The sequence below is a fragment of the Paenibacillus vulneris genome (genome assembly GCF_039543185.1).
In the GTDB taxonomy this organism is placed as follows: Bacteria; Bacillota; Bacilli; order Paenibacillales; family NBRC-103111; genus Paenibacillus_S; species Paenibacillus_S vulneris.
On sequence record NZ_BAABJG010000044.1, the window covers coordinates 140157 to 166208 of the forward strand.

Annotated in this window: 24 protein-coding genes; all 24 read left to right on the forward strand. The window is 46.8% G+C overall.

The annotated features are described in order from the left end of the window. Positions 1 to 47: 47 nt before the first annotated feature. The 24 genes from pnp to pgsA all read left to right on the forward strand — a co-directional run bounded on the left by pnp (position 48) and on the right by pgsA (position 26050). Positions 48 to 2150, forward strand: coding sequence for a polyribonucleotide nucleotidyltransferase (gene pnp, locus ABEA66_RS29805; RefSeq protein ID WP_079910221.1), 2103 nt, complete (start codon positions 48 to 50; stop codon positions 2148 to 2150). 144 nt (positions 2151 to 2294) lie between these two features. Next, complete coding sequence (locus tag ABEA66_RS29810; protein WP_079910220.1) at positions 2295 to 3344, forward strand: polysaccharide deacetylase family protein; 1050 nt, start codon at positions 2295 to 2297, stop codon at positions 3342 to 3344. 61 nt (positions 3345 to 3405) lie between these two features. After that, positions 3406 to 4656, forward strand: coding sequence for a M16 family metallopeptidase (locus tag ABEA66_RS29815; protein ID WP_192705223.1), 1251 nt, complete (start codon positions 3406 to 3408; stop codon positions 4654 to 4656). Next, positions 4649 to 5095 (forward strand): dUTP diphosphatase, encoded by a 447-nt coding sequence (dut, locus tag ABEA66_RS29820; protein WP_345593355.1) that lies wholly within the window; start codon positions 4649 to 4651, stop codon positions 5093 to 5095. Before ABEA66_RS29815 ends, dut begins: the two co-directional genes overlap by 8 nt. Positions 5096 to 5300: 205 nt before the next feature. Then, positions 5301 to 6200, forward strand: a complete 900-nt coding sequence (dpsA, locus tag ABEA66_RS29825; RefSeq protein ID WP_079910217.1) for a dipicolinate synthase subunit DpsA — start codon at positions 5301 to 5303, stop codon at positions 6198 to 6200. Continuing rightward, positions 6197 to 6793 carry a dipicolinate synthase subunit B gene (locus tag ABEA66_RS29830; protein WP_079910216.1) on the forward strand — a complete coding sequence of 199 codons (597 nt, stop codon included), beginning with the start codon at positions 6197 to 6199 and terminating at the stop codon, positions 6791 to 6793. Before dpsA ends, ABEA66_RS29830 begins: the two co-directional genes overlap by 4 nt. Positions 6794 to 6822: 29 nt before the next feature. After that, on the forward strand, positions 6823 to 7863 hold the full coding sequence (locus ABEA66_RS29835; RefSeq protein ID WP_192705224.1) for an aspartate-semialdehyde dehydrogenase: 1041 nt from the start codon (positions 6823 to 6825) through the stop codon (positions 7861 to 7863). A gap of 234 nt (positions 7864 to 8097) precedes the next feature. Next, on the forward strand, positions 8098 to 9315 hold the full coding sequence (gene dapG, locus ABEA66_RS29840) for an aspartate kinase (protein ID WP_345593359.1): 1218 nt from the start codon (positions 8098 to 8100) through the stop codon (positions 9313 to 9315). A gap of 22 nt (positions 9316 to 9337) precedes the next feature. Next, positions 9338 to 10213: a 4-hydroxy-tetrahydrodipicolinate synthase gene (gene dapA, locus ABEA66_RS29845; RefSeq protein ID WP_079910213.1), complete on the forward strand. Its 876-nt coding sequence runs from the start codon at positions 9338 to 9340 to the stop codon at positions 10211 to 10213. 188 nt (positions 10214 to 10401) lie between these two features. Then, positions 10402 to 12078, forward strand: coding sequence for a ribonuclease J (locus tag ABEA66_RS29850; RefSeq protein ID WP_345593364.1), 1677 nt, complete (start codon positions 10402 to 10404; stop codon positions 12076 to 12078). A gap of 339 nt (positions 12079 to 12417) precedes the next feature. After that, positions 12418 to 13152 carry a ClpP family protease gene (locus ABEA66_RS29855; RefSeq protein ID WP_345593366.1) on the forward strand — a complete coding sequence of 245 codons (735 nt, stop codon included), beginning with the start codon at positions 12418 to 12420 and terminating at the stop codon, positions 13150 to 13152. Beyond that, on the forward strand, positions 13149 to 13370 hold the full coding sequence (locus tag ABEA66_RS29860) for a YlzJ-like family protein (protein ID WP_079910210.1): 222 nt from the start codon (positions 13149 to 13151) through the stop codon (positions 13368 to 13370). The genes ABEA66_RS29855 and ABEA66_RS29860 overlap by 4 nt, the downstream gene beginning before the upstream one ends. A 78-nt stretch (positions 13371 to 13448) precedes the next feature. Then, positions 13449 to 15986, forward strand: coding sequence for an FtsK/SpoIIIE family DNA translocase (locus tag ABEA66_RS29865; protein ID WP_079910209.1), 2538 nt, complete (start codon positions 13449 to 13451; stop codon positions 15984 to 15986). A 151-nt stretch (positions 15987 to 16137) separates the two neighbouring features. Continuing rightward, complete coding sequence (sleB, locus tag ABEA66_RS29870) at positions 16138 to 16920, forward strand: spore cortex-lytic enzyme (RefSeq protein ID WP_079910208.1); 783 nt, start codon at positions 16138 to 16140, stop codon at positions 16918 to 16920. Positions 16921 to 17008: 88 nt separating this feature from the next. After that, the gene (gene yfmF / locus ABEA66_RS29875) at positions 17009 to 18292 is read left to right on the forward strand and encodes an EF-P 5-aminopentanol modification-associated protein YfmF (RefSeq protein ID WP_079910207.1); all 1284 of its coding nucleotides are present in this window, start codon (positions 17009 to 17011) and stop codon (positions 18290 to 18292) included. Between the two features lie 2 nt (positions 18293 to 18294). Next, the gene (yfmH, locus tag ABEA66_RS29880; protein WP_079910206.1) at positions 18295 to 19581 is read left to right on the forward strand and encodes an EF-P 5-aminopentanol modification-associated protein YfmH; all 1287 of its coding nucleotides are present in this window, start codon (positions 18295 to 18297) and stop codon (positions 19579 to 19581) included. Next, a complete protein-coding gene (ymfI, locus tag ABEA66_RS29885) occupies positions 19578 to 20336 on the forward strand; it encodes an elongation factor P 5-aminopentanone reductase (protein ID WP_079910205.1) in 759 nt (252 codons plus the stop codon). Before yfmH ends, ymfI begins: the two co-directional genes overlap by 4 nt. Positions 20337 to 20412: 76 nt before the next feature. Further along, positions 20413 to 20661 (forward strand): DUF3243 domain-containing protein, encoded by a 249-nt coding sequence (locus tag ABEA66_RS29890; protein WP_079910204.1) that lies wholly within the window; start codon positions 20413 to 20415, stop codon positions 20659 to 20661. A gap of 96 nt (positions 20662 to 20757) precedes the next feature. Then, positions 20758 to 21600, forward strand: a complete 843-nt coding sequence (locus tag ABEA66_RS29895) for a hypothetical protein (protein ID WP_345593373.1) — start codon at positions 20758 to 20760, stop codon at positions 21598 to 21600. 112 nt (positions 21601 to 21712) lie between these two features. Beyond that, positions 21713 to 22477: a DUF3388 domain-containing protein gene (locus ABEA66_RS29900; RefSeq protein WP_192705236.1), complete on the forward strand. Its 765-nt coding sequence runs from the start codon at positions 21713 to 21715 to the stop codon at positions 22475 to 22477. Positions 22478 to 22520: 43 nt separating this feature from the next. Continuing rightward, entirely contained in the window at positions 22521 to 23381 is an 861-nt protein-coding gene (locus ABEA66_RS29905) for a helix-turn-helix domain-containing protein (protein ID WP_079910201.1), read from the forward strand. A gap of 148 nt (positions 23382 to 23529) precedes the next feature. Then, positions 23530 to 24021: a YajQ family cyclic di-GMP-binding protein gene (locus ABEA66_RS29910; RefSeq protein WP_079910200.1), complete on the forward strand. Its 492-nt coding sequence runs from the start codon at positions 23530 to 23532 to the stop codon at positions 24019 to 24021. A 125-nt stretch (positions 24022 to 24146) separates the two neighbouring features. After that, positions 24147 to 25475: a 30S ribosomal protein S12 methylthiotransferase RimO gene (rimO, locus tag ABEA66_RS29915; RefSeq protein WP_079910199.1), complete on the forward strand. Its 1329-nt coding sequence runs from the start codon at positions 24147 to 24149 to the stop codon at positions 25473 to 25475. Continuing rightward, positions 25472 to 26050 (forward strand): CDP-diacylglycerol--glycerol-3-phosphate 3-phosphatidyltransferase, encoded by a 579-nt coding sequence (gene pgsA / locus ABEA66_RS29920; RefSeq protein ID WP_079910198.1) that lies wholly within the window; start codon positions 25472 to 25474, stop codon positions 26048 to 26050. The genes rimO and pgsA overlap by 4 nt, the downstream gene beginning before the upstream one ends. Positions 26051 to 26052 lie beyond the last annotated feature (2 nt).

Here is a 26052-nt window from a genome sequence, read left to right on the forward strand (position 1 = left end):
GTCGCTTACGTAGAAAGTTTCTTAGCAGAAACTCTTAGGAGGATTTTATGGAAAAAAGAGTACAAATGGATTTAGGCGGGCGCCCGCTCATTCTTGAAACGGGTCGTCTAGCCAAGCAAGCGAATGCTGCCGTAACAGCACGTTACGGGGACACCGTGGTGCTTTGTACGGTGACGGCTTCCGCCGAACCGAAGGATCTTGATTTCTTTCCGTTAACTGTGAATTATGAGGAGCGTCTGTATTCCGTAGGTAAAATTCCTGGCGGGTTCATCAAACGCGAAGGCCGTCCGAGCGAAAAGGCGATTCTCGCAAGCCGTTTGACAGACCGTCCGATCCGTCCGCTTTTCCCAGAAGGCTTCCGTAACGACGTACAAGTCGTAGCCATCGTTATGAGCGTGGATCAGGAATGTTCTCCGGAAATTGCAGCCATGATCGGGGTTTCCGCTGCGCTCAGCATCTCCGATGTTCCATTCAACGGACCTGTTGGCGGCGTTATCGTAGGCCGTGTTGACGGGCAGTTCGTCATCAACCCTACTTTGGAGCAAGCGGAGAAGAGCGATATTCATCTCGTAGTAGCAGGTACCAAAGATGCTATTATGATGGTAGAAGCGGGCGCCGATGAAGTACCTGAAGAAGTCATGCTGGAAGCGATCATGTTCGGTCATGATGAAATCCGCAAAATTGTAGCAGCCCAAGAGGAATTGGTGCAAGTTGCCGGAAAGCCGAAAATGGAAGTTAAGCTGCACAGCGTTGATGAGACCGTAAATCGCGAAGTGCGCGCCTATGCACAAGAACGATTGGTTGAAGCGGTTAAAATTGCCGAGAAGCATGCAAGACAAGATGCGATCGACGCCATCAATGCCGAGACGGTAGAGCACTTCACAGCCCAATACGAAGAAACGCCTGAGAAATTGGCCGATGTGAAGGAAACGCTGTACGATATCGTCAAAGAAGAGGTTCGCCGTCTTATCACTCACGACAAAGTAAGACCGGATGGACGCGCCTTGGATGAAATTCGCCCGATTGAATGCGATATTAATCTGCTGCCGCGCACACATGGCTCCGGTTTATTCACACGCGGTCAGACTCAAGCGTTGAGCGTTTGTACCTTGGGAGCGTTGGGTGACGTACAAATTCTTGATGGTTTGGACTTGGAAGAAACCAAGCGTTTCATGCATCATTACAATTTCCCTCCGTTCAGTGTCGGGGAAGCCAGACCGCTTCGTCCTCCAGGCCGCCGCGAGATTGGTCACGGAGCATTGGGGGAACGGGCACTTGAGCCGGTTATTCCATCGGAAACCGACTTCCCTTATACGATTCGTCTCGTATCTGAAGTATTGGAGTCCAATGGTTCCACTTCCCAAGCAAGTATTTGCGCAAGCACCTTGGCTATGATGGACGCTGGCGTTCCTATCAAAGCTCCTGTAGCGGGCGTTGCCATGGGTCTTATTAAGGATGGGGATCATTTCTCGATCTTGACCGACATTCAAGGCATGGAGGATCATCTCGGGGATATGGACTTTAAAGTAGCTGGCACTGCAAGCGGGGTAACGGCACTTCAAATGGACATTAAAATTGACGGTATCGACCGGGCCATTTTGACACAGGCATTGGAACAAGCTAAAAAAGGCCGGATGCACATTCTGGGCAAAATGCTGGAGCGCATTCAACAGCCTAAGCCTCAATTGTCGCCATACGCGCCAAAAATTGTTACTATGCAGATCAATCCGGATAAAATCCGCGATGTCATCGGTGCAGGCGGTAAAGTCATCAACAAAATTATTGAAGAAACCGGCGTAAAAATCGATATCGAGCAAGACGGCCGCGTATTTATCGCTTCCTCCAACGAGCAAATGAACGAAAAAGCCCGTCTAATTATCGAGGGCATCGTGAAGGAAGTCGTTGTTGGTGAAACCTACCTGGGTACCGTTAAGCGCGTTGAAAAATTCGGCGCATTCGTAGAAATATTGCCTGGCAAGGAAGGCTTGGTCCATATTTCTCAGCTGTCTACAGAGCGTGTAGCCAAGGTTGAGGACGTTGTGGCTGTCGGAGATACCATTACCGTTAAAGTGACTGAAATCGATCAGCAGGGCCGTGTGAATTTGTCACGTAAAGCAGTATTGACGGCGCAAGTACCTGCCCAATCATAAAATATCAGCCATCTATAGCAAGAACGAGAAAGAGTCAGAGTCGTCTGTCTCTTTTTGTTTTGCCTGAAAACGGATGCTCGAGTCATAATCTTGTCCCGAGGCGCATATGAATGGGACAAACGATCTAACGACAGGAGCAAGGTTATGAAACGAGTTCAGGTGTTAGTATTGTCCGGTATTTTCGCAGCTGCATTCTTCGGTATTCAGCAGTCAAAAAGCCTGCAGGCATTTGTACAAGAAGCCAAGCTCCGTCAATCCATTTCCGCAGCATCATCGCCGGTTCAGTGGACTATTTCTTCAGCCGCGGCTTCTGTATGGGGAGGAATGAACCGGCTGGAGCAGGATCGACGCGAGGCACTGAAGCAAAGAATACAACAGGAAGCACAGAGGCGATATATAGCTCCTATTAATGCCAAAGTGGACCGAGTATGGAAAGCCATCCCCGGCTATAACGGGCTTGAGGTGGATATCGAGCAATCCCTTGCGCTAACCGAACAGCAGCCGAATACGGACAACCTGAAAATCGTAACCAAAGAGATTAAGCCTGCCATCGGCTTGGAACAGCTCGGGCCTCAGCCGATCTATAAGGGAAATCCGAACAAGCCTATGGTATCGTTGATGATCAATGTGGCCTGGGGGAACGAGTATCTGGACAAGATGCTGGACGTATTGGAGAAGGAGCAGGTCCATGCGACGTTTTTCTTTGACGGGAGCTGGTTGAAAAATAATATCCCTACGGCACTCAAAATCAAGGAAAAAGGACATGAATTGTCCAACCACGCCTATTCCCACAAAAACATGAGTGAGCTTTCCAGCGCTAAAGCTACCGAGGAAATCACGAAGACCCAGCTTCTTCTTGAAAAAGAATTGGGGGTGCAGAACAGGCTGTTTGCACCTCCATCCGGTGATTTCGACCAAGAAACGGTCAATATAGCGCATTCGCTTAAGCTGCAGACGATCCTGTGGACTTTGGATACGGTAGATTGGATGAAGCCCGAGCCGGCTACCATCATCCGTAAAATATCGACAAAAGTAGAGCCGGGCTCCTTGATCTTGATGCATCCTACAGCGTCTTCCAGCAGCGCTTTGCAGCAAATGATCAAGATCATAAAAAGTAAGGGGCTTGTACTGGGGACAGTCAGCGAGTTAATTTCATCAAATCGCGTTCCCGAAGTTGAGTCTGCTCCGCATTAATGGTAATATCATTAAGATACATAAAGATACATACAGAGATTTTCCGAGGAGGCTCCATTCATTGAATAAATACGTATTAAACAATGGGCTGCGGGTCATCGTGGAACCGATTCCTACGTGCCGCTCCGTATCTTTCGGAATTTGGGTGAAGACAGGTTCGCGCAATGAACATGTGCAGAACAACGGAATCTCCCATTTTATCGAGCATATGCTGTTCAAAGGAACAGATCGATATTCCGCCAAGGATATTGCCGAAATCTTTGATGGAATTGGCGGGAACGTGAATGCGTTCACTTCCAAAGAATATACATGCTACTACGCCAAAGTGCTCGATGAGCATTTACCTATAGCAGTTGAAGTTCTGGCTGATATGTTTTTCCGTTCTTCGTTCGATCCGGAGGAGCTGGAGAAAGAAAAGAACGTTATTTTTGAAGAAATCTCCATGTATGAAGACACTCCGGACGATATGGTTCATGATTTAATTGCGAAGGCGGCTTTCGAAGAGCATTCATTAGGCTACACCATCATAGGAACGGAAGAGAATCTCTCGGCGATGGATTCGAATACGCTTCGCCATTACATGAAAGATCAATATTCCATCGATCGCACCGTTATTGCTATTGCCGGCAATGTGGACGACAGCCTGATGGCCTTGATAGAAAAGCATTTTGGCGAATTCCAAAATACGGGAGCAGAGCAAACGTTAGTCACCCCGTCCTTTGCCGGAAATTTGATGTTTCATGAGAAAAAGTCCGAGCAAAACCATATCTGTCTCTCCTTCCCGGGCTTATCCGCCAAGGATGACCGCCTATATGCCATGGTTCTATTAAATAATGCTATCGGCGGGGGAATGAGCTCCAGATTGTTCCAGGAAATTCGTGAAAAAAGAGGCATGGCTTATTCTGTTTATTCGTATCACACCTCCTATCAGGATGGCGGAATGTTTACGATATACACTGGAACGGCACCGAAGCAGACAGCCGATGTTTTGAAGGTTACGATGGAGCTCATGAGCGAGATCAAGCAGAAGGGGCTCACTGCCGCAGAGCTGAAGAAAGGGAAGGAACAAATGAAAGGCAGCTTGATCCTGAGCCTGGAAAGCACAAGCAGCAGAATGAACCGTTTGGGTAAAAATGAGCTTATGCTGGGTAAGCATAACACGATGGACGAAATCATTGAACGGATCGAAAGCGTTCAGCTGTCCGACATTCAAGACATGGCCAATCATATGATGTCCGTGCCGTTCGCGCTGGCTATGGTCGGACAGAAGGATGATGTCATCGACGGCTTCAGGAGGGATCAGCTTGTATAACGTACAAATCAAGAGACTTCCGGGCAATGAGGATATTCAGCTTCCTCAGAAGATGTCGGCATTGGCAAGCGGCTTTGATCTGCATGCCGCCGTCAGTGAGCCGGTTACTTTGCAGCCTGGCGACCGGATGCTGATCCCGACCGGATTCGCCCTGGCTATGCCGGATGAGCTGGAAGCGCAAATTAGACCGCGGAGCGGGCTTGCTTACAAGAATGGAATCACAACTTTAAACTCGCCGGGTACTATTGATGCGGATTATCGAGGGGAAGTCAAGGTGCTTCTAATCAATCACGGCAAGGAGCCCTTTACCATACAAAGAAATGAACGAATAGCCCAAATGGTATTTCAGGTTGTACCTTCCATTCAATTAACAGAGGTAGACGAGCTGTCGGAAACCGTGCGCGGCGCCGGAGGCTTCGGCCATACTGGGACCAAATAACAGAAACACCTTCCTTCGCAGGAGGGTGTTTTTTTCTTGGCATTATATCATTTTCAGAGATTCCGGCAGAGGACAAGGGGCTTCAAAATCAATGTCGAACTATGCGGGGGGTTCTTAATAGGCATCAATCTCGTGTCTGTAACCCATCCTTGGGCGGCCGCATAAGATGAGTTATCGAAAGCGACTTAGAAAGAGGTGAGATTGAATGCTAACAGGAATTCAAGTGGCTCTCATCGGTGGTGATGCACGCCAGCTTGAAGTTATTCATAAATGCTCTGAGCTTGATGCTTCCATCGTGCTGATCGGTTTTGATAATTTACAAAATCAATTTAGCGGCATCACCAAAACAGAGCTGAGCCCCGAAGCCCTTGAGGCAGTGGATGCAATCATACTACCTGCTGTTGGAACCGATGATCACGGAAATGTGGAAAGTATCTTTTCTACATCCGAATTGAGGCTTACGGAAGAACATTTCAAAGCTTTACCCAAGCATGCAAGAGTGTTTACGGGAATGGCGAAGCCTTATTTACGGAAACTGTGCTCACAGTACTCCATCAGACTAGTCGAATTGTTCGATAGGGATGATGTTGCCATTTACAACTCCATTCCAACCGCCGAAGGCGCCTTAATGATGGCCATTCAGAACACGGATTTTACGATTCACGGCTCCAATTCGATGGTGCTCGGATTTGGCAGAACCGGCATCACTTTAGCCAGAACTTTGCAGGGGCTGGGGGCTAAAGTGAAGGTTGGCGTCAACAAGCCAGAGTACTATGCAAGGGCTTGGGAAATGGGCTTTATCCCTTTTTATACGCAGGATTTGTATACTCAGGTGGCGAATATTGACTTGCTTTTTAACACAATTCCGTCTATGATAGTCACAGCACAAATAATTGCCAATATTCCACATCGTGCAGTGATCATTGACTTGGCCTCCAAGCCCGGCGGAACTGATTTTCGTTTTGCCGAGAAGCGGGGGATCAAGGCTTTGCTTGCGCCAGGACTCCCTGGAATTGTTGCGCCGAAGACAGCCGGCCGCATCATTGCCGACACCTTGAGCCGAATTATCCTTGAGGATGCAGGACAGAGGAGGAATGTGGAATGAATTGGCAGGGAAAGACCGTAGGCTTTGCTTTAACAGGGTCGCATTGTACGTTTGCTGAAGTAATGCCGCAAATTCAACGGTTTGTGGATGCCGGAGCCAAAGTGGTTCCGATTGTTTCGTTCACGATACTTACGACAGACACCCGGTTTGGAACGTCTGAAAATTGGCAGAAGCAGTTGAAGGAAATTACGGGCAATGATATTATTGCCTCGATTGTAGATGCGGAACCACTGGGGCCATCCAAATTGCTTGATGTGCTCGTCATCGCGCCTTGCACAGGGAATACGACCAGCAAGCTCGCTAATGCAATGACAGAAAGTCCTGTCTTGATGGCCGCGAAGGCGCAAATGCGCAATCAACGGCCTGTTGTTTTGGCTATTTCCACGAATGATGGACTTGGTCTTAATTCTATGAATATCAGTAAGCTGCTGATTACCAAAAACATTTACTTTGTCCCGTTCGGTCAGGATGCTCCAATGGCGAAGCCTAATTCGCTCGTCGCCCGCATGGATCAGATTATGGAAACCTGCGAAGCGGCTTTAGAGGGAAAACAGCTTCAGCCGATGATCATTGAACGGTTCAATTACCAATAATGATTTTTGCATAGGGAGAGACGAACAAGATGTCGAACCAAAAATTATTCAACGTTGCGGTAGTCGGAGCAACAGGAGCGGTCGGAGAACAAATTCTTCGTTTGTTGGAAGAACGCAACTTCCCTATTCAAGAATTGAGGCTGTTGTCTTCGGCCCGTTCCGCTGGGACCAAGCTGAAATTCAAAGGACAGGAACTAACCGTTGAAGAAGCGACAGCCGACAGCTTTCAAGGCGTAGATATCGCTTTATTTAGTGCTGGAGGCAGTGTGAGTCTCGATTTGATACCGCATGCGGTTCGCCATGGAGCGGTATGCATCGATAATACGAGCGCATATCGTATGGATGAGGAAACGCCATTGATTGTTCCGGAAGTGAACATCGACAAGATCAATGAGCACAAAGGGATCATTGCGAATCCGAACTGCTCTACAATTCAATTGGTAGCTGCACTAAAACCATTGTATGATCGGTATGGCATTTCCCGAATCATCGTTTCTACTTACCAAGCGGTATCCGGCGCAGGATCACGCGCCATTGATGAAATGCTGCGACAATCACGAGAAATTTTGGCCGGGAACCCGGTCGAACCGCAAATTTTGCCGGTCGGGGCATTACCAGTCAAACATCAGATTGCATTCAATGCAATTCCGCAAATCGATAAATTTATGGATAATGGCTTTACTTACGAAGAAATGAAAATGATCAATGAAACGAAAAAAATATTGGGAGACGACACGCTTGAAGTTACAGCAACTTGCGTGCGTATTCCTGTAGTTTATGGACACTCGGAATCGGTCTATGTCGAGCTGAAGGAAGCTTTTGATATAGAGGAAGCAAAACAACTGATCTCTGATGCTCCAGGCATCGTGCTTTTGGATAATCCTGCGGAGCAGCAGTACCCTCTTGCTACGGATGCCGCAGGTAAGCTGGATACATTCGTTGGTCGTGTGCGTCGTGACCTGAGCAATTCGCGTGCTTTGAATATGTGGATTGTTTCGGACAATCTGCTTAAAGGCGCTGCCTGGAATGCCGTACAAATCGCAGAGTACATCGCTATCGAGCAGGAGTAATCGAGGCAGGCTTCCTAACGGAAGCCTAGCTTTTCTTTTATAATGAACCGTTTTCAAAAAGAGGAAGGCAGCATGATTTTGCTGTCAGCTTGTACTTGAGAGCGGTATGAAATGCTTACGAAGATGGTTTTCTAAAGAAAGCCAAGTCAATGCTTACGAAGATGGCTTTCTTACGAAAACCTAGTAGATGCTTACGAAGATGGCTTTCTAAAGAAAGCCTGTAGGAGGGACCTCATGAAAATTCTGGTTCAGAAATTCGGAGGCACGTCCCTTTCCAACGCCGAGGCAAGAGCACAAGTCATAGAACATATCGAAGCTGCTATAGAACAAGAATACAAGCTAGTCGTCGTCGTATCGGCAATGGGGAGAAAAGGCGAGCCCTATGCGACGGATACGTTATTGGATTTTATTCATCAGAACGGCAATCAGTTGCCGCCACGCGAGAAAGACATGCTAATGTGCTGCGGAGAAATCATTTCGGCCGCAACCTTATGCAGCTTACTGTGCGCAAAAGGAATTCCCGCCAGCGTTCTGACCGGAGCTCAGGCAGGGATAATTACAAATAATGATTTTGGCAATGCCCAGATCGTTTCTATTAAACCGGCGAGAATCCTTGAATTGCTAGAGGCGGGTCAGGTTGTTATCGTAACAGGCTTTCAAGGTCAAACGAAAACGAATGACTATACGACCTTGGGCAGAGGCGGCAGTGACACGACGGCAACAGCTTTAGGAGCTGCCTTGAAAGCGGAAATCGTCGATATTTTTACCGATGTGGACGGCATTTTGACGGCTGATCCGCGAATTGTCGAGGATGCGAGACGCCTTTCGGTCGTCTCCTATTCAGAGATTTGCAATATGGCTCATCATGGTGCCAAGGTGATCCATCCTAGGGCGGTAGAAGTGGCCATGAACGCCAGTATTCCGATACGGGTACGATCTACCTTCAGCAAGGACCCGGGAACTTTGGTTACGCATCCAGACGCGATTAGTCAGGACCGAAATGTGATACAGGACCGCTTCGTAACGGGAATCGCAAGCTTTTCGAATACTTCTCAAATTCAAGTGGCAGCAGGTGAAGGAGTTTATGACTTACAGCTGCAAGTATTCAAAGCCATGGCTCAGCATCATATCAGTGTCGATTTCATCAACGTGAATCCGTCCGGAGTCGTCTATACGGTTTACGATCATGAGCTGGACCGTGCTGTCCGTATTTTAAATGAACTAGGATATAAGCCGCAATGCACCTCAAACTGTGCCAAAGTATCTATTATTGGCGGAGGAATGAATGGTGTGCCTGGGATTATGGCGCAAATTGTAGAGGCATTGACGGAAGAAGATATAAGCATTCTGCAATCGGCGGATTCGAATACGACCATATGGGTGCTTGTCCAGGGCATCGACATGGTCAAAGCGGTCCGGGCATTGCACCGAAAATTTGAGTTGCATCGATAAAAGACTGTAGGGGGAAAACGCAGTGGATTTCGGTAGACTAATTACGGCAATGGTAACGCCATTTGATGCTAATTTGCAAATTGATTGGGATCAGGTGGCCAAACTGATGGACTACTTGATTGAAGAACAGGAAAGCGACAGCTTGGTGATTAATGGTACAACCGGTGAGTCGCCAACCTTGACCGATGAAGAGAAGCTGCAATTATTTCAATTTACAGTAAAACATGCTAAGGGACGCTGCAAAATTATTGCCGGTACAGGAAGCAACGACACGGCTCATTCCATCCATTTATCCAAGGAAGCCGAGAAGCTCGGCGTCGATGCGCTGCTCTTGGTAGCTCCTTATTATAACCGACCTTCTCAGGAAGGATTGTTCCAGCATTTCAAAGCTATTGCCGAGGCGGTTTCCCTGCCTTGTATCCTATATAATGTGCCAAGTCGAACCGGCGTTAACATTAATGTAGATACTACCATCCGGTTGTCTCATATTCCAAATATTGTAGCTACCAAAGATTGCGCCGATCTCGACCAGATTACGCAAATTGCTCATGGTGCCGCTCCGGGTTTTGTTGTGTACAGCGGCGAAGATAACATGACACTACCGGCTCTGTCCGTTGGCGCTTACGGTATTATCAGCGTAGCGAGCCATGTGATTGGAAAAGATATGAAGAATATGATAAACTGTTATTTGCAGGGAGATGTTCGTGAAGCAAGCCAGATCCATGCCAAACTTCATCCGATTTTCAAAGGATTATTCGCATGTCCTCATCGAGTACCAAACCCGGCTCCTGTGAAGTTCGCTTTGAACCGCAAGGGGATTGAAGTTGGAGGAGTTCGTTTACCGTTAATAAATGTAACCGAAGAAGAAGGACGATTCATTGCTTCGCTATTTGAGTGAGATGTCTTAGAAAATCGGTGCGTTTTTTAGCATCGGTTTTATTTTTTTAGGTAACAATAGGCAGTAAAAAAGGGTGAACTTGTAATTACAGTTTTTCTTCATGTATAATGGTGGCAAGTGACTGGTGCGGTTTTTGGTTTTTGGTTCTTACAAAAATTCGTCGTCAATTTTAATTAGGAGGTATTTCTTTGTCAAAGAAAAATATGGATAAGCTTTCGATCTTTGCTCTGGGCGGCGTGGGCGAAATCGGAAAAAATATGTATGTCATTCAGTATGCCAATGATATTGTGGTCGTCGATTGTGGTTTAAAGTTCCCTGAGGAGGACATGCTCGGTATTGATATTGTCATTCCGGATATCACGTATTTAACGGAAAACCGTGAGAAAGTCAGAGGAATTATTATAACGCACGGGCACGAAGACCATATTGGCGGCTTGCCTTACGTTCTGAAGCATTTGAATGTTCCTGTATACGGTACCAGACTAACGCTCGGGTTAATCGAAACAAAGCTTAAAGAAGCGAATTTGTTGGGTGAAACCAAACGAATTCTCATTAACTCGGACAGCGAACTGAAGCTCGGAACCATTACCGCTACATTCTTTAAGACCAACCATAGTATTCCTGACTCCGTCGGTGTATGTCTTGAAACCCCGGAGGGGAACGTTGTTCATACAGGAGACTTTAAATTTGATCAGACTCCTGTTAATGACCAATATGCTGATTTGCACAGTATGGCGGCTATCGGGAAAAGGGGCGTCTTGGCACTCCTTTCGGATAGTACCAATGCAGAGCGGCCAGGATATACGGGCTCGGAAAGAAGCGTAGGCATTCAAATTGAGGAAGTATTCCGTAAAGCCAAGCAGAGGGTTATCATCGCCACCTTTGCTTCGAATATTCACAGAATTCAGCAGGTTGTTGATGCTTGTGAAGCTACCCGCAGAAAATTAACCGTCATTGGACGGAGCATGGTCAACGTTGTAGGTATCGCACATGAGCTTGGTTATTTGCGTATTCCAGATGGCATGCTGATTGAGCCGGAGGAAGTGAACAAGCTGGCTGCAGATCGCGTGGCCATCCTGTCTACAGGCAGCCAAGGAGAACCGATGTCGGCGCTTACTCGCATGGCGAGATCCACGCACCGCAAAGTGGATATTTTACCGGGGGATACCGTTATTATTGCTGCAACGCCAATCCCGGGCAACGAACGTTATGTCGGCAGAACCGTCGACGAATTGATGCGTATTGGAGCCCATGTTATTTATGGTCCAGGTTCCGTTACAGGAGTTCACGTTTCCGGACACGGAAGCCAAGAAGAATTAAAGCTCATGCTGAATATCATGAAGCCTAAATACTTTATTCCGATCCACGGTGAATACCGTATGCTTCGTCAACACGGCGCTCTGGCCGAGTCTGTTGGTATCGCCAAAGAAGACATTTTTATCGTGGACAATGGTGAAACGGTAGAGATTCAAGACGGTGTTGCCCGCAAAGGTTCTAAAGTAACGGCGGGGAATATTTTAATCGATGGACTCGGAGTCGGCGACGTTGGGAATATTGTTCTTCGCGATCGGAAGCTGCTCTCGCAAGATGGTATTCTTGTCGTAGTTGTTACGCTTAGCAAACAAGACGGTGCCATTTTATCCGGGCCTGATATTATATCCCGAGGTTTCGTGTATGTTAGAGAATCGGAAGGCTTGCTGGATGAAGCAAACCGGATCGTAACAAGCACACTGAATCGTTTAATGAATGAAAATGTAAATGAATGGGCTTCCTTAAAGACTCATGTTAAAGATGCTCTAGGACGATTTTTGTACGAACAAACCAGAAGAAGACCTATGATCCTTCCAATTATTATGGAAGTATGATCAAAAACCACCAGTCAATAGCTTGAAACCGTTCATTCATACAGGTGTTTGCAATCGATCACTGCAAAGAGACCGCATAGAGATATTCTCTATGTGGTCTTTTTTTATCTAAAAGAATTTATCAGATTCCGATGATGTAAAATTCATGTGGAGATAAAATCAACTTTGCTGTCGAAGCCGAGTTGTACTAAAGCAAACCTTAAGATCGCCTAGCATTGAAAAGCATTTGTAGATACTTGTCCTATTTACGGTGTTCCTTTGCCAATGCCGCATATTTTTCCCCTCTCGATCCATACTATGGGAGATGATGTGACCATAGACTAGGGAGGAATTTCCTTTATGAACAATTTCACTCAAGAGACACAGCCCCAGCAACCGAATGACGAAGCCAGAAAAAATCCGACGGTTGAAAATATTCAGCAGCTAGGTCAAACGGCTACGCCTGGGACCGACTCCAATATTTTTTGTATGACGATCATCGGTCAGGTAGAGGGACATATTGTGCTTCCGCCGCAAAATAAAACGACAAAGTATGAGCATCTGATCCCGCAGCTGGTTGCAGCAGAACAGAACTCGAAAATCGAAGGGGTTCTAATCATTTTGAATACGGTTGGCGGGGATGTCGAAGCTGGTCTTGCTATCGCCGAGATGATATCGACGTTGTCTAAGCCGACCGTAACTCTGGTGCTGGGCGGGGGACATTCGATCGGCGTACCGATCGCAGTTTCTTCCAATCATTCTATTATTGCAGAAACAGCGACGATGACCATACATCCTATCCGATTGAATGGACTGGTTATTGGAGTGCCTCAAACTTTTGAATATTTGGATAAAATGCAGGAGCGGGTCAATCGTTTCATTACGAGCCACTCCAGGATAACCGAAGAAAAGCTGAAGGAACTGATGTTTAAGACCGGCGAATTAACGAGAGACATTGGAACCACCGTTATCGGGCCGGATGCGGTTAAGTACGGCTTGATCAACGCGATCGGCGGTGTCGGCGATGCCATTCGTGAATTGAATCGCAGAATTGAAGAGAAGCGTACCGCCCAAACAGGGGGCATGGTGCAATGATCCATTATACTATAATGCCGTTGGATGTGGTGATGGAAGGCATTGAGGAATTGAAGGATAACTCTATGGAGATCGTTCTGAACGGGATCACCATGCAGGTTCAGCCTCTCAACTCCAATCAAGCGACCATTGTCCGGTTAATCAGCGGCAATCCGCAGGATTATTTGAATCCGCAGTATACCCCTGGCCGCGTAATTGAGTTTCAACCGAAAATCTAGTTCCAAGGTCTGATTTTTGCCATCATATTAAGGTTCTATCCAAAGTATGGTATAATTTGTACTTGGGGGTGAGCCGCGTTGGCAAGGCCAAAGAAAAGAAGCAAGGTTATGAAAACGAATTTGAAATATGAGCTGTACGGCATTGTCATCTTGACGCTGTCTGTCATTGCGATATCCCAAGAAGGTCCAGTAGCCCGATCGTTTAAGTATTTGTTCCGGTTTTTGATCGGATCGATGGAATTTGTTATTCCGCTTGTGTTTATCTATCTTGGATTGTACGTGATGGTAAAAAGAGCTTGGCCCGTATGGAGAACCACTCGCAAGGCCGGGATTTTGCTGATTATTTTGGCATTTATCCTTATGAGCCATATCACGCTCTTTGACGATATGTACCCGAAGGGGAAAATCACTGCAGGGATGATTATGTCGCAGTCCTGGTCCAGCCTGATGACGGCGATGGAGGCCTCAGATAAGGGACGAGCAGCCCTTGACAGGGAAGTCGGAGGGGGCATCCTTGGTGCCAGCCTGTACAGCTTGTTATTCTTTTTGTTCGCAAATTTGGGAGCAAAGCTGATCCAATACATGATGATCCTGATAGGGATTCTGCTGGTAACCCGATTGTCCATCGGCGACATCATTCAGAAGGTCAAGGGCCGCCGGAAGTTCGAGGACACGCTGCTTGGACAATACATATTACAGAAATTATCAGCCCGCAAGCATAAGCCTGCCCCGGCAGCTGTTAAGAAAAAGGCCGCCGTCATCCCGTACATTCCGGAGGATAACGAGTTTGACGAGGAGACTTTGAAGCCGGAGCGCAAAGAGAAGAAGAGCGGTAAGAAACGCTCCTTATTCTTTGATCTGATACAGCCTAAGTCCAAATCGGAGCCGGTTGAGCAGCAATTAAACGGCCATGAAGAGGACTTGGAAGAGACGGAGCAGGACAGAGAGTCTGTGAAGACTAAAAAAGAGCAAGTGGTTTATCACGGCGGGGATGAATTGGACGAACCCGAGCAAGAGCCGTTTATTCCTGTCATACGCGACTTCCAGGAGCATGTGAAGCAAGAGGCTCTACAGCCTGAGAATGAACCGCCTCAAGCGGCTCCGGCAGCTGCCAAGACGAAGCAGGAACCGGGTGCATCGGATGATGATGTTCCGGCTCCGGAAGATTTTGATATTCATAATAAGCCTTTGGAGGTTCCGTATGAGCTTCCGTCCTTCCAGCTGTTAGCCAAGCCTAATCTTTCCAAGGGAGCGGAATCGCTGGATTACAAGGCGGTAGCCCGCAAGCTGGAAGCAACTCTCGAAAGCTTTGGCGTAAGAGCCAAGGTGCTTGAGGTGGTTAGAGGTCCTTCCGTAACCCGGTATGAAATTCAGCCGGATGTGGGCGTCAAGGTAAGCCGCATCGTGGGCTTGACCGACGATATCGCGTTGGCCCTGGCAGCCAAGGATATCCGGATGGAAGCACCTATCCCAGGGAAATCCGCTATAGGGATCGAGGTACCTAATACGGAAGTATCGATCGTAACCATGAGAGAGGTTATGGAGACAACGGCCTTTCAGGAGTCCAGCTCGAAGCTGTCCATTACTTTTGGGCGGGATATCTCCGGTCAGCCGATCGTCGGCAATCTGGCCCGCATGCCGCACATGCTCGTGGCAGGTGCAACCGGTTCAGGTAAATCCGTTTGTATTAACGGAATCATTACCAGTATTTTGTATAAAGCCAAGCCGGATGAAGTGAAATTTCTCATGATTGACCCTAAGATGGTTGAGCTAAACGTGTACAACGGAATCCCGCATCTGCTGGCTCCGGTTGTTACGGATCCGCGCCGGGCCTCACTGGCATTGAAGAAAGTCGTCGTTGAGATGGAAAAACGCTACGAGCTTTTCTCCAAGAGCGGTACGCGAAATATCGAGGGCTATAACAATATGCTTATAGAGACCCAGACAGGCGCTCCACTGCCTTATATCGTTGTTATTGTCGACGAGTTGGCGGACCTCATGATGGTAGCGGCCAATGATGTCGAGGATGCGATATGCCGATTGGCGCAAATGGCGCGTGCGGCAGGAATTCACTTGATTATTGCTACGCAAAGACCATCCGTCGACGTCATTACAGGTGTCATCAAGGCCAATATTCCTTCCCGGATTGCCTTCGGGGTATCCTCACAAGTCGATTCCCGAACGATACTTGATATGGCGGGGGCGGAGAAATTGCTCGGCCGGGGTGATATGCTCTACCTGCCGATGGGGGCTTCCAAGCCTGTACGGGTACAAGGAGCGTTCTTATCGGATAGCGAAGTAGAGGCCGTCGTTAACTTTGTCAGAACCCAAGGTCAGGCCAATTATGTGGAGGATATGGTACCACAGGTTGAGGAGCAGTCGGAAGTGCCTGATCAGATGGAAGACGAGCTGTACGATCAAGCTGTGCAAATCATACTGGAAGCGAAGCAGGCCTCTGTATCGTTGCTTCAGCGGCGTATGAGAGTGGGGTATACCCGGGCGGCCCGGTTGATCGATTCCATGGAGGCCAAAGGCATTGTCGGTCCCTATGAGGGCAGCAAGCCAAGGGAAGTGCTCGTATCTCTGGAGCAGTACCAAAGCCGTCTTTCGTCATAAGAATCTAAAGAGAGCGTGCCATTTCAGGCATGCTCTTTTCCTTTGCGTTCATCCCATTACTTTCCTGTTTTATCTGAATAGAAGCTTACTTCCTTTCTCATAATAACCTTAAAAAGGTTGCCAAAATGAATGTGGGAAAGGTGAGTAGTTGATGAACAAACGTCTTGTTTTTATTACGTTCTGCTTGGTTTTTGTTTTGTTTGCAGGCTATCAAGTCAAGCACCGGCTTGAGGTCAAGCAAACGTTCAGTAAAACCGATATTCACTATGGAGCTACTGGCAAAGATGTTTATGAGCTTCAAGGGAGACTCAAGCTGCTAGGATTTTATAACGGAGCTGTGGATGGTGATTTTGGGTACAACACCTTGCGGTCTCTGAAATGGTTCCAATCGGAGTTCGGATTGAATGTTGACGGAATTGCTGGCTCCAAAACCAAATTGAAGCTGTGGGAAGCAACCAAGCACTATCGCCCTACGGCGGAGGAGCTCCCTCCATCCAGCCAAACAGGTAATGCAGGAGCAGGTACAAGCGAAGGCGGGGGGGAGAACGCGAATTTGCCGGCTACTAATCACCTGGGCTTGTCCGAGCAGGACCTGAATTTGATGGCAAACGCCGTGTACGGCGAGTCGAGAGGCGAACCCTACATAGGTCAAGTGGCTGTTGCGGCCGTCATCCTGAACCGTGTGAAATCGCCTAGCTTTCCGAATACCGTCTCAGGAGTTATTTTTCAGCCGGGTGCTTTTACGGCGGTAGCCGATGGTCAAATCTGGCTGACGCCTAACGAAACGGCGAAAAAAGCCGTCAGAGACGCTTTAAACGGAAATGATCCGAGCGGCGGATGCATATATTATTTTAACCCGGAAACAGCAACCTCCAAATGGATATGGACCCGTCCGCAAGTCAAGCAAATCGGCAAGCATATCTTTTGCATGTGATGGATTGCAAGAAGTAACCCTTGTGGTTGCTTCTTCTGTTTATGAAGGAATATAATGGTATAAAGCCAACGAAAGGAGCAATGTCCCGTTGAAAAACATTCAATTTGAGCGTGGCACCATAAGGAATATTCGCGTGCATGTGCTGCCTACAGAACAGTTCAAAACCTACGCTTTATCGGTATATATCGGAACTCCACTGGAGGAGCAATCTGTGACCCCGACGGCCTTTACTCCCTTTGTACTGCGCCGCGGTACCCAAGCTTATCCGGAAACCAAACAATTCCGTGAACGATTGGATGATCTGTACGGGGCGGGCTTCGGATTTGATATTTACAAGCGCGGGGATTACCAGATGGTTCAATTCCGTATGGATGTAATTCAGGATCATTATGTGAGCAGCCCGGAATCGTTATTGAAGAATGGGATTCAGTTTCTCGGTGAGTCCCTTACTAAGCCTGCGCTTGAGAACGGCCGGTTCGTCAGCAAATATGTCGATTCGGAGAAAGTCACACTGCAAAAAAGAATCGAAGCTATCGTTAATGACAAAATAAAATACGCAGCAGAGCGTTGTATTGCTGAAATGTGCAGCCAGGAGCCTTACCGGTTGCATCCGCTTGGCAGCATCGAACAGCTGGCGGGTCTGAATCCTGAATCGTTATACGCCTATTACCAGCAGTGGCTGAGAAACTCGGTTATAGATATTTATGTAGTGGGTAAAACGAATTTGCAGGAGGTTCTGCCGCTGATTGAGCAAAGCTTCGCGGTAGACCGGACTCAAACCGGCAGCTATGCGAACAAGCCGGGCCATCGCCAGGTGGAGCAGGTGAAGGAAGTCGTTGAACGGCTCGATGTGAACCAAGGAAAGCTCAATATGGGCTTAAGAGCCTACACCACTTATGCGGATTCTACATACCCGACTATGTTGATGTATAACGGTATTTTGGGCGGTTATCCTCACTCCAAGCTATTTACGAATGTGCGGGAAAAAGCGAGTCTTGCCTATTACGCATCCTCGCGGCTGGACGGTCATAAAGGAATCCTTACGATTCAATCGGGGATCGAAATTCAAAATTATGAAAAAGCCGTTTCGATCATTCGTCAGCAGCTGGAGGCAATGGCCAAAGGGGATATTAGCGAGACGGAGCTTCAGCAGACCAGGGCCATGATCACCGGGCATTTGCGAGAAATGCAGGATTCTGCTTTCGAGTTAATTGCGTTTGATTTTAACAATATATTATCGGGCGTAGAGAGATCAGTGCCATCTTTAATCCAGGATGTGCTGTCAGTGGATAAACAAGATATTCAAGAGGTGGCCAATCAGGTCAAGCTCGATACGATTTACTTTTTGCGAGACCGGAAGGGAGGAGAATAAGCATGAAGGCAATTCCTTATCCTCATGTGAATGAAACATTATATGTAGAGCAGCTTCCTAACGGATTGTCGGTATTTCTTCTGCCGAAGGAAGGCTTTCAGAAGACTTATGCTACTTTCTCCACTAAATATGGCTCCATCGATAATCACTTTAAGGTGTTGGGCGGAGAGGAGAAGCGGGTTCCTGACGGCATCGCGCATTTTTTGGAGCATAAGATGTTTGAGGAGCCTACCGGGGATATATTTGCAGTGTTCGCTTCTAACGGCGCATCCGCCAACGCCTTTACAAGCTTCGATAAAACCGCTTATTTGTTTTCGGCGACGGAGCATATTCGTGAAAATATCTCCACATTAATCGACTTTGTGCAACATCCATACTTTACGGATGAGAATGTGGAGAAGGAAAAAGGAATCATCGGCCAGGAAATTAAAATGTATGAGGATAATCCGGATTGGCGATCCTATTTTGGCTTGATCGAAGCGATGTACCACAAGCATCCTGTTCATATTGACATTGCAGGAACAGTTGAATCCATTTCTCATATAACCAAAGAGCTGCTGTACGATTGCTACTATACGTTCTATCATCCGAGCAATATGAGTCTGTTTGTCGTCGGCGGGATCAAGCCGGAGGAAATTATGGAGCTGATCCGCAATAATCAGGCAGGCAAGGATTATAAGCCGCAAGGGAAAATCGAACGCTTTTTTGAGAACGAGCCATCGTCGGTAAGGCAAAAGGAGAAGGTTACGGTTCTGCCTGTATCGCTTCCCAAATGCTTGTTCGGCTGCAAGGAGCCTGAACAGACCGCCGCGGGCAAGGAGCTGCTTGAGCGCGAGCTTTCGATGAAGATCCTGTTGGACGTCCTGTTAAGCCCTAGCTCCGACATTTATCAAAAGCTGTATGACGAGCAGCTGATTTCCGATAACTTTGGAAGCGAATATAACATAGGCGAAAACTACGCCTTTACAGTCATCGGCGGTGATACGAAGGACCCTGACCGTCTTATTGCAAGAGTTCAAGAGGAGATCGATAAGGTTAAGACGACGGGAATTCCGGAGGCAAGCTTCGAGAGAAGCCGCAAGAAAAAAATTGGCGGTTTCATGAGGCTGCTCAACTCACCTGAGGCGATCGCCAATGAATTTACGAAATACCGGTTCAAAGGAATTGATCTTTTTGACATATTGCCGGCTTATGAGCAATTGACGTTAGCCCAAGTGAATGATAGGCTGCGGCAGCATTTTGACTGGAATCAATTGGCGGTTTCCATCGTAAGAAGCGAACAACATTGAGTACATCACCTCGCCCCTTTACCGAACAGACCGTACTTGTTACGGGTGCCAGCAGAGGGATTGGGGCGGCTATTGCTGAACGGTTTTCTTCCGTTGGAATGAATGTCGTCATTCATTATTTACAGTCTCATGAGGCTGCCAACGAAACAGCCCGCAGCTGCATGAAGCACGGCGCCAAGGTGCTTACAGCAGCTGCCGATTTACGAAGCAGAGAGCAAATATTGCGCTTGCAGGAAAAACTGGAGCATCATAACATGATGCCGGATATTTTGGTCAATAACGCAGGGATCTCCCACTACGGTCTTTTGTCCGATGTTACGGAAGAGATGTGGGATGAAGTGATGGACATCAATTTGAAGGGCGTATTTTTGGCAACTCAGCAGTTCATGAAACCGATGATAAGCCAAAAATATGGAAGAATAATCAATGTATCCTCCATATGGGGGATTTCGGGTGCATCCTGTGAAGTGATCTATTCTACCGCTAAAGGAGGCATAAATGCTTTCACGAAGGCATTAGCCAAAGAACTCGCTCCTTCGGGTGTAACCGTTAATGCCGTTGCTCCTGGTGCGGTAGATACGATGATGATGGCCAATTTCGATATGGACGAGAAAGCGGCTTTAGAGAATGAAATCCCGGTAGGACGCTTTGCGCAGCCAGATGAGATCGCTTCATTGGTATATTTTTTGGCGCTTCCGGAATCAGGGTATATTACCGGACAAATCATAAGCCCTAATGGCGGCTGGCTGACCTGATTGCTGAATATTTAGACCTCCTTTTGCGAACATTAGTAGTCGTAGTGATACTTTTACTTAAAGGAGGCTATTTCAAATGGCAACAGCGTTGAAGGTTTTTGAACGTTGGAAGGAATTTTTGGGCGAGCGCGTAGACCAAGCGCAAAAATCCGGTATGAGCGACGAAACGATCAGCAAGATTGCATTCCAAATCGGTGAATTTTTGGCTGATAAAATTGATCCGGAAAACAATGAAGAAAGAGTATTGAAGGATCTTTGGGATGTAGCTGATGAGACGGAGCGCAAGACAATGGCTCGCCTGATGGTAAAGCTTGTTAATAAATAAAATGATTTTTTAGCGGCCTCCTTCATGGGAGGCTTTTCCGTGCTATTCATGATATACTTAATTAAAGTATGTTGCAGAAAGGCGGCAAGGTTAGTTTTGAGTATTCTGAGATGGGCAAAAGGCATAACAATTCTTATATGCACATTCCTTATTATAAGTGGCTGCGGCAAAAACATCCCCGCAATTGATCCGGCAGTTCTTCAAAATAAAGTGTCGGTGCTGGTCATAACGGCGCCAAACTTAAAAGAGCCTGCCAAAACCGCGTTCTCCAAAACATTATTATCCTGGCGAGATACACAAAACGTCGCCTTTGAATGGATCTCGGATGTAACGGGTATTTCGGAAGATCAGTCCCGGAAAATACAAACGGTACCTTATGATTACATAATAGTGGCCGGTAATGAATTGAATCGGCAGCTCCAGTCTTTTGCATCGACAATTCCCGACAAAAAGTGGATCTTTATCGATGATTCCATAAGTCAATCCCAAGCGGAGGTTTCGGCCTCCAACATCCAATGGAAACAGACAGGACCCGGCTTTATGGAAACTCAATGGGGCGAATGGGTCAGGCAGCAGCAGGCCATAGGCAAATCATTTGAATGGGTGACGGTTTCCACGAATCCTATCCCATCGGCCTGGGCCCCTTCGGAAGAAGCAGAGCGAATATCCCTGTCCGACGCAGAAGGCTGGTATCCTCAATTTCAGCTTCAAGTAAAGCAGCATGGTCCGGATTGGCTTGCCGTATATTCTCCTTTAGAGGCTAGTGTATTGCAGCGTATGAAAAATTTACAGGTCCCCATCATCAATATGGCCTCCACCTCCATCGATGTGAATTGGGATGCCGTTCTTCAAGCTGTTTTGGCTCAGATGCAATCCAAGCAATGGAAAGCGGGAATTGCCCCTTTTACCCAGCAAGAAGTGCAGGTAACAAAGCCGTAGTAAACTTTTTGCTTGATGCAGAAGGAATTATGCGAAATTTGTAGAATATTTTCGTAAGATGTTACAAAATATGAATAGATGGTCTCTTGACATCGGTTAGAGGTGTAAACAAATGGAAATGAAACAATGGTACATGGAATATCGAATTTTCAAAAACCGTCCCGGCTTGTTGGGCGATGTTGCCTCCTTGATGGGGATGCTGGACATAAATATTGTAACCATTAACGGTGTGGAAGATCGTACGCGCGGCATGCTTCTTCAAACTAATGATGATGAAAAAATTGCCTTAATGGGTAAAATGTTGAAAAAAGTGGATAATATAACTGTAACGGCATTAAGGGAGCCGAAGCTTGTTGATATACTGGCCGTAAGACACGGACGTTATATTGAAAGGGATTCCGATGATCGGAAGACCTTCCGCTTTACTCGTGACGAGCTTGGTTTGCTAGTTGATTTCCTGGGCGAAATTTTCAAGCAGGAAGGAAATCAGGTTGTAGGTCTTAGAGGGATGCCTCGCGTCGGCAAGACGGAATCCATCATTGCCGGAAGCGTGTGTTCTAACAAGCGATGGACCTTCGTATCGTCCACGCTGCTGCGTCAAACGGTAAGAAGCCAATTATCCGAAGACGAAATGAACACGAATAACGTGTTTATTATCGATGGTATTGTTTCTACATTGCGTTCTAATGAAAAGCATCATATGCTTTTGCAAGAAATAATGAGCATGCCATCGACCAAAGTCATTGAGCATCCGGATATATTCATTCGGGAATCCGAGTATACCTATGATGATTTCAATTATATTATCGAGCTTCGAAATACGCCGGATGAAGAAATATCCTATGAGAGCTTTACAACCGGATTTGACGAGTACTAAGCTTATTTGCAACTAAGGACATTTACAGAAGAGGGGTGAAGACATGTCAGATCTTGGACAGCTGCTCCGAAAAGCGAGAATGGAGAAGAAGATTTCTCTTGAGCAGCTTGAAGAAACGACGAAAATTCGAAAGCGGTATTTGGAAGCGATCGAAGAAGGAAACTATAAAGTGCTGCCTGGCAACTTTTATGTCAGAGCTTTTATAAAAAGCTATGCTGAAGCGGTAGGCATGGACCCAAATGAGGTTCTCCGCATGTACCAGAATGTAATTCCGACTCCTGAGCCTGAGCATGTTGAGCCGATTCGGGCAAAGAGAACCACGAGAAATACGGAGAGAATCGGGAAGTATGCATCTACTGCGATGATGGTTTCCTTCGTTGTGCTCATTCTTGGGATTATTTACTACTATCTCAATATGAACTACAATAGCGGCCAGAATGAAGCGAATCCTAATAGCGAGCCGAGCCGGGTTACGGATAAAAGTGTTCCAGCTCCTACAGTGAGCAATGATACGTACGGAATCACGTTAAACGATAATAAAGCAGCGGCAACGGTAACTCCGACGCCGACTCCGCCACCGGCTCCAGCCGTAGAAGTGAAATTGGTGAAAAGCCAAGGAGGCATCGATTATTACTCGGTTTCCAATACAGAAAAGCTGAATATCGACATGAAAGTAACCGGGGAGGCTTGCTGGGTACAAGTGGATTCGCTCGGACAGCCCAAAAAAACAATAGATGAAGGCACCTACAAAAATGGAAATAACCCTAAGTGGGATTTGGACAGCTCTGCGTTTCTAGTATTTGGAAGAGCTAATGCCGTGGAGCTAACGGTAAACGGAACTTCCATTGCTTTGGGGGATGCGCCGAACGCCAAAAGAATCCAGCTTGATCTAGTTAAAATGTAGCTTCTGTTTACGTTTCGTGAATTAAGGTTATGCTGGGGTAAGGTTAGGAAATGCCGATCAAGACACCACGGAAGCGATAGCCGAAGGTGTCTTTTTATGTTATTCTTCGATATAGGGAAAATATAGGATAAAGAAGGGTGTGTCGTACATGAGCAGTGAAAGTTCATTCGATATCGTATCCAAAATGGATATGCAGGAATTGAACAATGCCATTAACCAAGCGGAGAAGGAGATTGCCAACCGCTTTGACTTTAAAAACAGCAAAAGTAAAATATCTCTCGAAAAAGAAGAGCTGGTCGTCGTATCGGACGATGAATTTAAGCTGCAAAACGTACTGGATATATTGCATTCCAAAATGGCTAAGCGCGGAATCTCCTTAAAGAACCTCGAATACGGTAAGATTGAAGGTGCATCCGCAGCAACCGTGCGCCAAAAAATCAAGCTGAAGCAAGGCATCGATCAAGATAACGCCAAGAAAATTAACATTCTGATCCGCGATTCCAAGCTTAAGGTAAAAAGCCAGATTCAAGGTGATCAAATTCGGGTTACCGGCAAGAGCAAGGATGATCTCCAACAAATTATTCAGCTGCTTCGCAAAGCGGACTTGCCGCTCGAGCTTCAATTCATGAATTTCCGGTAAAGCTACCGTGAGCTAATTATGATGTCGAGAGCCTTTAGTGGCAAGGCTTCTCTTTTGACACGCTTCATTGCCATGTATTATACTTGAAACTAATATAGTAAGGCTTGAACATTGGAGGATATTACATGACAGAGAAAGTGAAGGTAGTTACGCTCGGATGCGAGAAGAATCTCGTTGATTCCGAGATCATGTCAGGTTTAATTCATGGACGTGGCTACGAGCTCGTTGACGATAAAGAAGAAGCAACCGTGATCATTGTCAATACATGCGGTTTTATTGATGCGGCCAAGGAAGAGTCGGTTAATACGATTTTGGATATGGCTGATCTGAAACAAACAGCGAATCTGAAGGCTCTGATCGTATCCGGGTGTTTAACCCAAAGATACAAGGAAGAGCTGATGAAGGAAATGCCGGAGATTGACGGTATTGTCGGTACCGGGGATTTCCATAAGATCAATGATATTGTGGATGAGGCATTGGCCGGCAAAAAACCGATTTTGATAGGAAACCCTGTATTCAACTACGAGGCTTCTCTGCCTAGAAGAGTAACCACGCCTCGTTATACCGCTTATGTGAAAATTGCCGAGGGCTGCGATAACGCCTGTACCTTCTGCAGCATTCCGATCATGCGGGGTAAATTCCGCAGCCGCAGCATAGAATCGATTATTGCTGAGGTTGAACAGCTGGCTTCGCAGGGTGTCAAAGAAATCAGTCTCATTGCACAGGACTCCACGAATTACGGCACAGACCTGTACGATGGCTTTATGCTGCCTGCTCTTTTGAATAAAGTGAGTGAAGTCGCTGGCATTGAGTGGGTACGTCTCCATTATGCGTATCCGGGATTTTTCACGGATGAATTGATTGATACTATTGCCAACAACCCTAAAGTGTGCAAATACGTCGATATGCCGCTGCAGCACAGTGAAGACAGCATTCTGAAACGGATGAGAAGACCAGGCAGACAGCAGGATGCCAGAGCCTTGATTGCAAAGATCCGCGAGCGTATCCCGAACGTTTCTCTCAGAACCTCGCTGATTGTAGGCTTCCCTGGCGAGACTGAGCAGGACTTTGAGAATCTGAAATCCTTTATTAAGGACGTCGAATTCGACCGTCTTGGTGTATTCGCTTATTCGCAAGAGCAAGATACGCCGGCTTCCCGCCTGCCGGATCAAATTCCGGATGACGTGAAGGAATTCCGTGCCAATACATTGATGGAGATTCAGCGGGAAATCTCGAATCATCGTAACGGCAGCCGGATTGGTCAGATCGTCGATGTATTAATTGAGAAATACGACGGCCGCAGCGATGTATATGTAGGCCGCTCACAATATGATGCGCCCGAAATTGACGGGGAAGTGTTCGTCACCGGTTCGCAGCTGAAAATTGGCGAAGTTGCCAAGGTTCGTATTACCCACTCATTCGAGTTTGATCTATCCGGGGAGGTTGTGGCATGAACCTGGCCAATAAAATCACTTTGGCGAGGATCTTTTTAGTCCCCATCATCATGTTTTTTTTATTGGTGAACGTGAAGTTTCCTCATATCCGAATAGAACAATTCGTCATCACCTATAACCAGATTATTGCGGCTCTTATTTTTATTGTTGCGGCAAGCACCGATAGCTTGGACGGTTATATTGCGCGCAAACGTAAATTAGTGACGAATCTGGGGAAACTGCTTGATCCGCTTGCGGATAAATTATTGGTTTCTGCAGTGCTCATCTCTCTCGTGGAGATGGGCAAAGTAGGGGCTTGGATTGCTATTGTCATTATTAGCCGTGAATTCGCAGTTACCGGATTGCGGCAGATTGCGCTGCTAGAAGGTCATGTCATTGCGGCAAGCAAGTGGGGAAAATGGAAAACGGCGACGCAAATTACGGCGATTATCGCCTTGCTCATCAATAATTTTCCGTTCGCATTTATCAATTTCCGTTTTGATACGCTGGCGAGCTGGGTTGCTGCCATTATTACCCTTTACTCCGGCTTTGATTACTTTATCAAAAATAAACATGTTTTAAACTTTAACGAATAAGA

Bases quoted from the DNA above. Each gene is read 5' to 3' on its own strand.
- pgsA (WP_079910198.1), top strand. From the start codon at position 25,472: ATGAACCTGGCCAATAAAATCACTTTGGCGAGGATCTTTTTAGTCCCC.
- ABEA66_RS29890 (WP_079910204.1), top strand. From the start codon at position 20,413: ATGGCAACAGCGTTGAAGGTTTTTGAACGTTGGAAGGAATTTTTGGGC.
- yfmH (WP_079910206.1), top strand. From the start codon at position 18,295: ATGAAGGCAATTCCTTATCCTCATGTGAATGAAACATTATATGTAGAG.
- ABEA66_RS29905 (WP_079910201.1), top strand. From the start codon at position 22,521: ATGTCAGATCTTGGACAGCTGCTCCGAAAAGCGAGAATGGAGAAGAAG.
- ABEA66_RS29860 (WP_079910210.1), top strand. From the start codon at position 13,149: ATGATCCATTATACTATAATGCCGTTGGATGTGGTGATGGAAGGCATT.
- ABEA66_RS29910 (WP_079910200.1), top strand. From the start codon at position 23,530: ATGAGCAGTGAAAGTTCATTCGATATCGTATCCAAAATGGATATGCAG.
- dpsA (WP_079910217.1), top strand. From the start codon at position 5,301: ATGCTAACAGGAATTCAAGTGGCTCTCATCGGTGGTGATGCACGCCAG.
- dapG (WP_345593359.1), top strand. From the start codon at position 8,098: ATGAAAATTCTGGTTCAGAAATTCGGAGGCACGTCCCTTTCCAACGCC.
- ABEA66_RS29810 (WP_079910220.1), top strand. From the start codon at position 2,295: ATGAAACGAGTTCAGGTGTTAGTATTGTCCGGTATTTTCGCAGCTGCA.
- pnp (WP_079910221.1), top strand. From the start codon at position 48: ATGGAAAAAAGAGTACAAATGGATTTAGGCGGGCGCCCGCTCATTCTT.
- ABEA66_RS29855 (WP_345593366.1), top strand. From the start codon at position 12,418: ATGAACAATTTCACTCAAGAGACACAGCCCCAGCAACCGAATGACGAA.
- ABEA66_RS29830 (WP_079910216.1), top strand. From the start codon at position 6,197: ATGAATTGGCAGGGAAAGACCGTAGGCTTTGCTTTAACAGGGTCGCAT.
- rimO (WP_079910199.1), top strand. From the start codon at position 24,147: ATGACAGAGAAAGTGAAGGTAGTTACGCTCGGATGCGAGAAGAATCTC.
- ABEA66_RS29835 (WP_192705224.1), top strand. From the start codon at position 6,823: ATGTCGAACCAAAAATTATTCAACGTTGCGGTAGTCGGAGCAACAGGA.
- ABEA66_RS29900 (WP_192705236.1), top strand. From the start codon at position 21,713: ATGGAAATGAAACAATGGTACATGGAATATCGAATTTTCAAAAACCGT.
- sleB (WP_079910208.1), top strand. From the start codon at position 16,138: ATGAACAAACGTCTTGTTTTTATTACGTTCTGCTTGGTTTTTGTTTTG.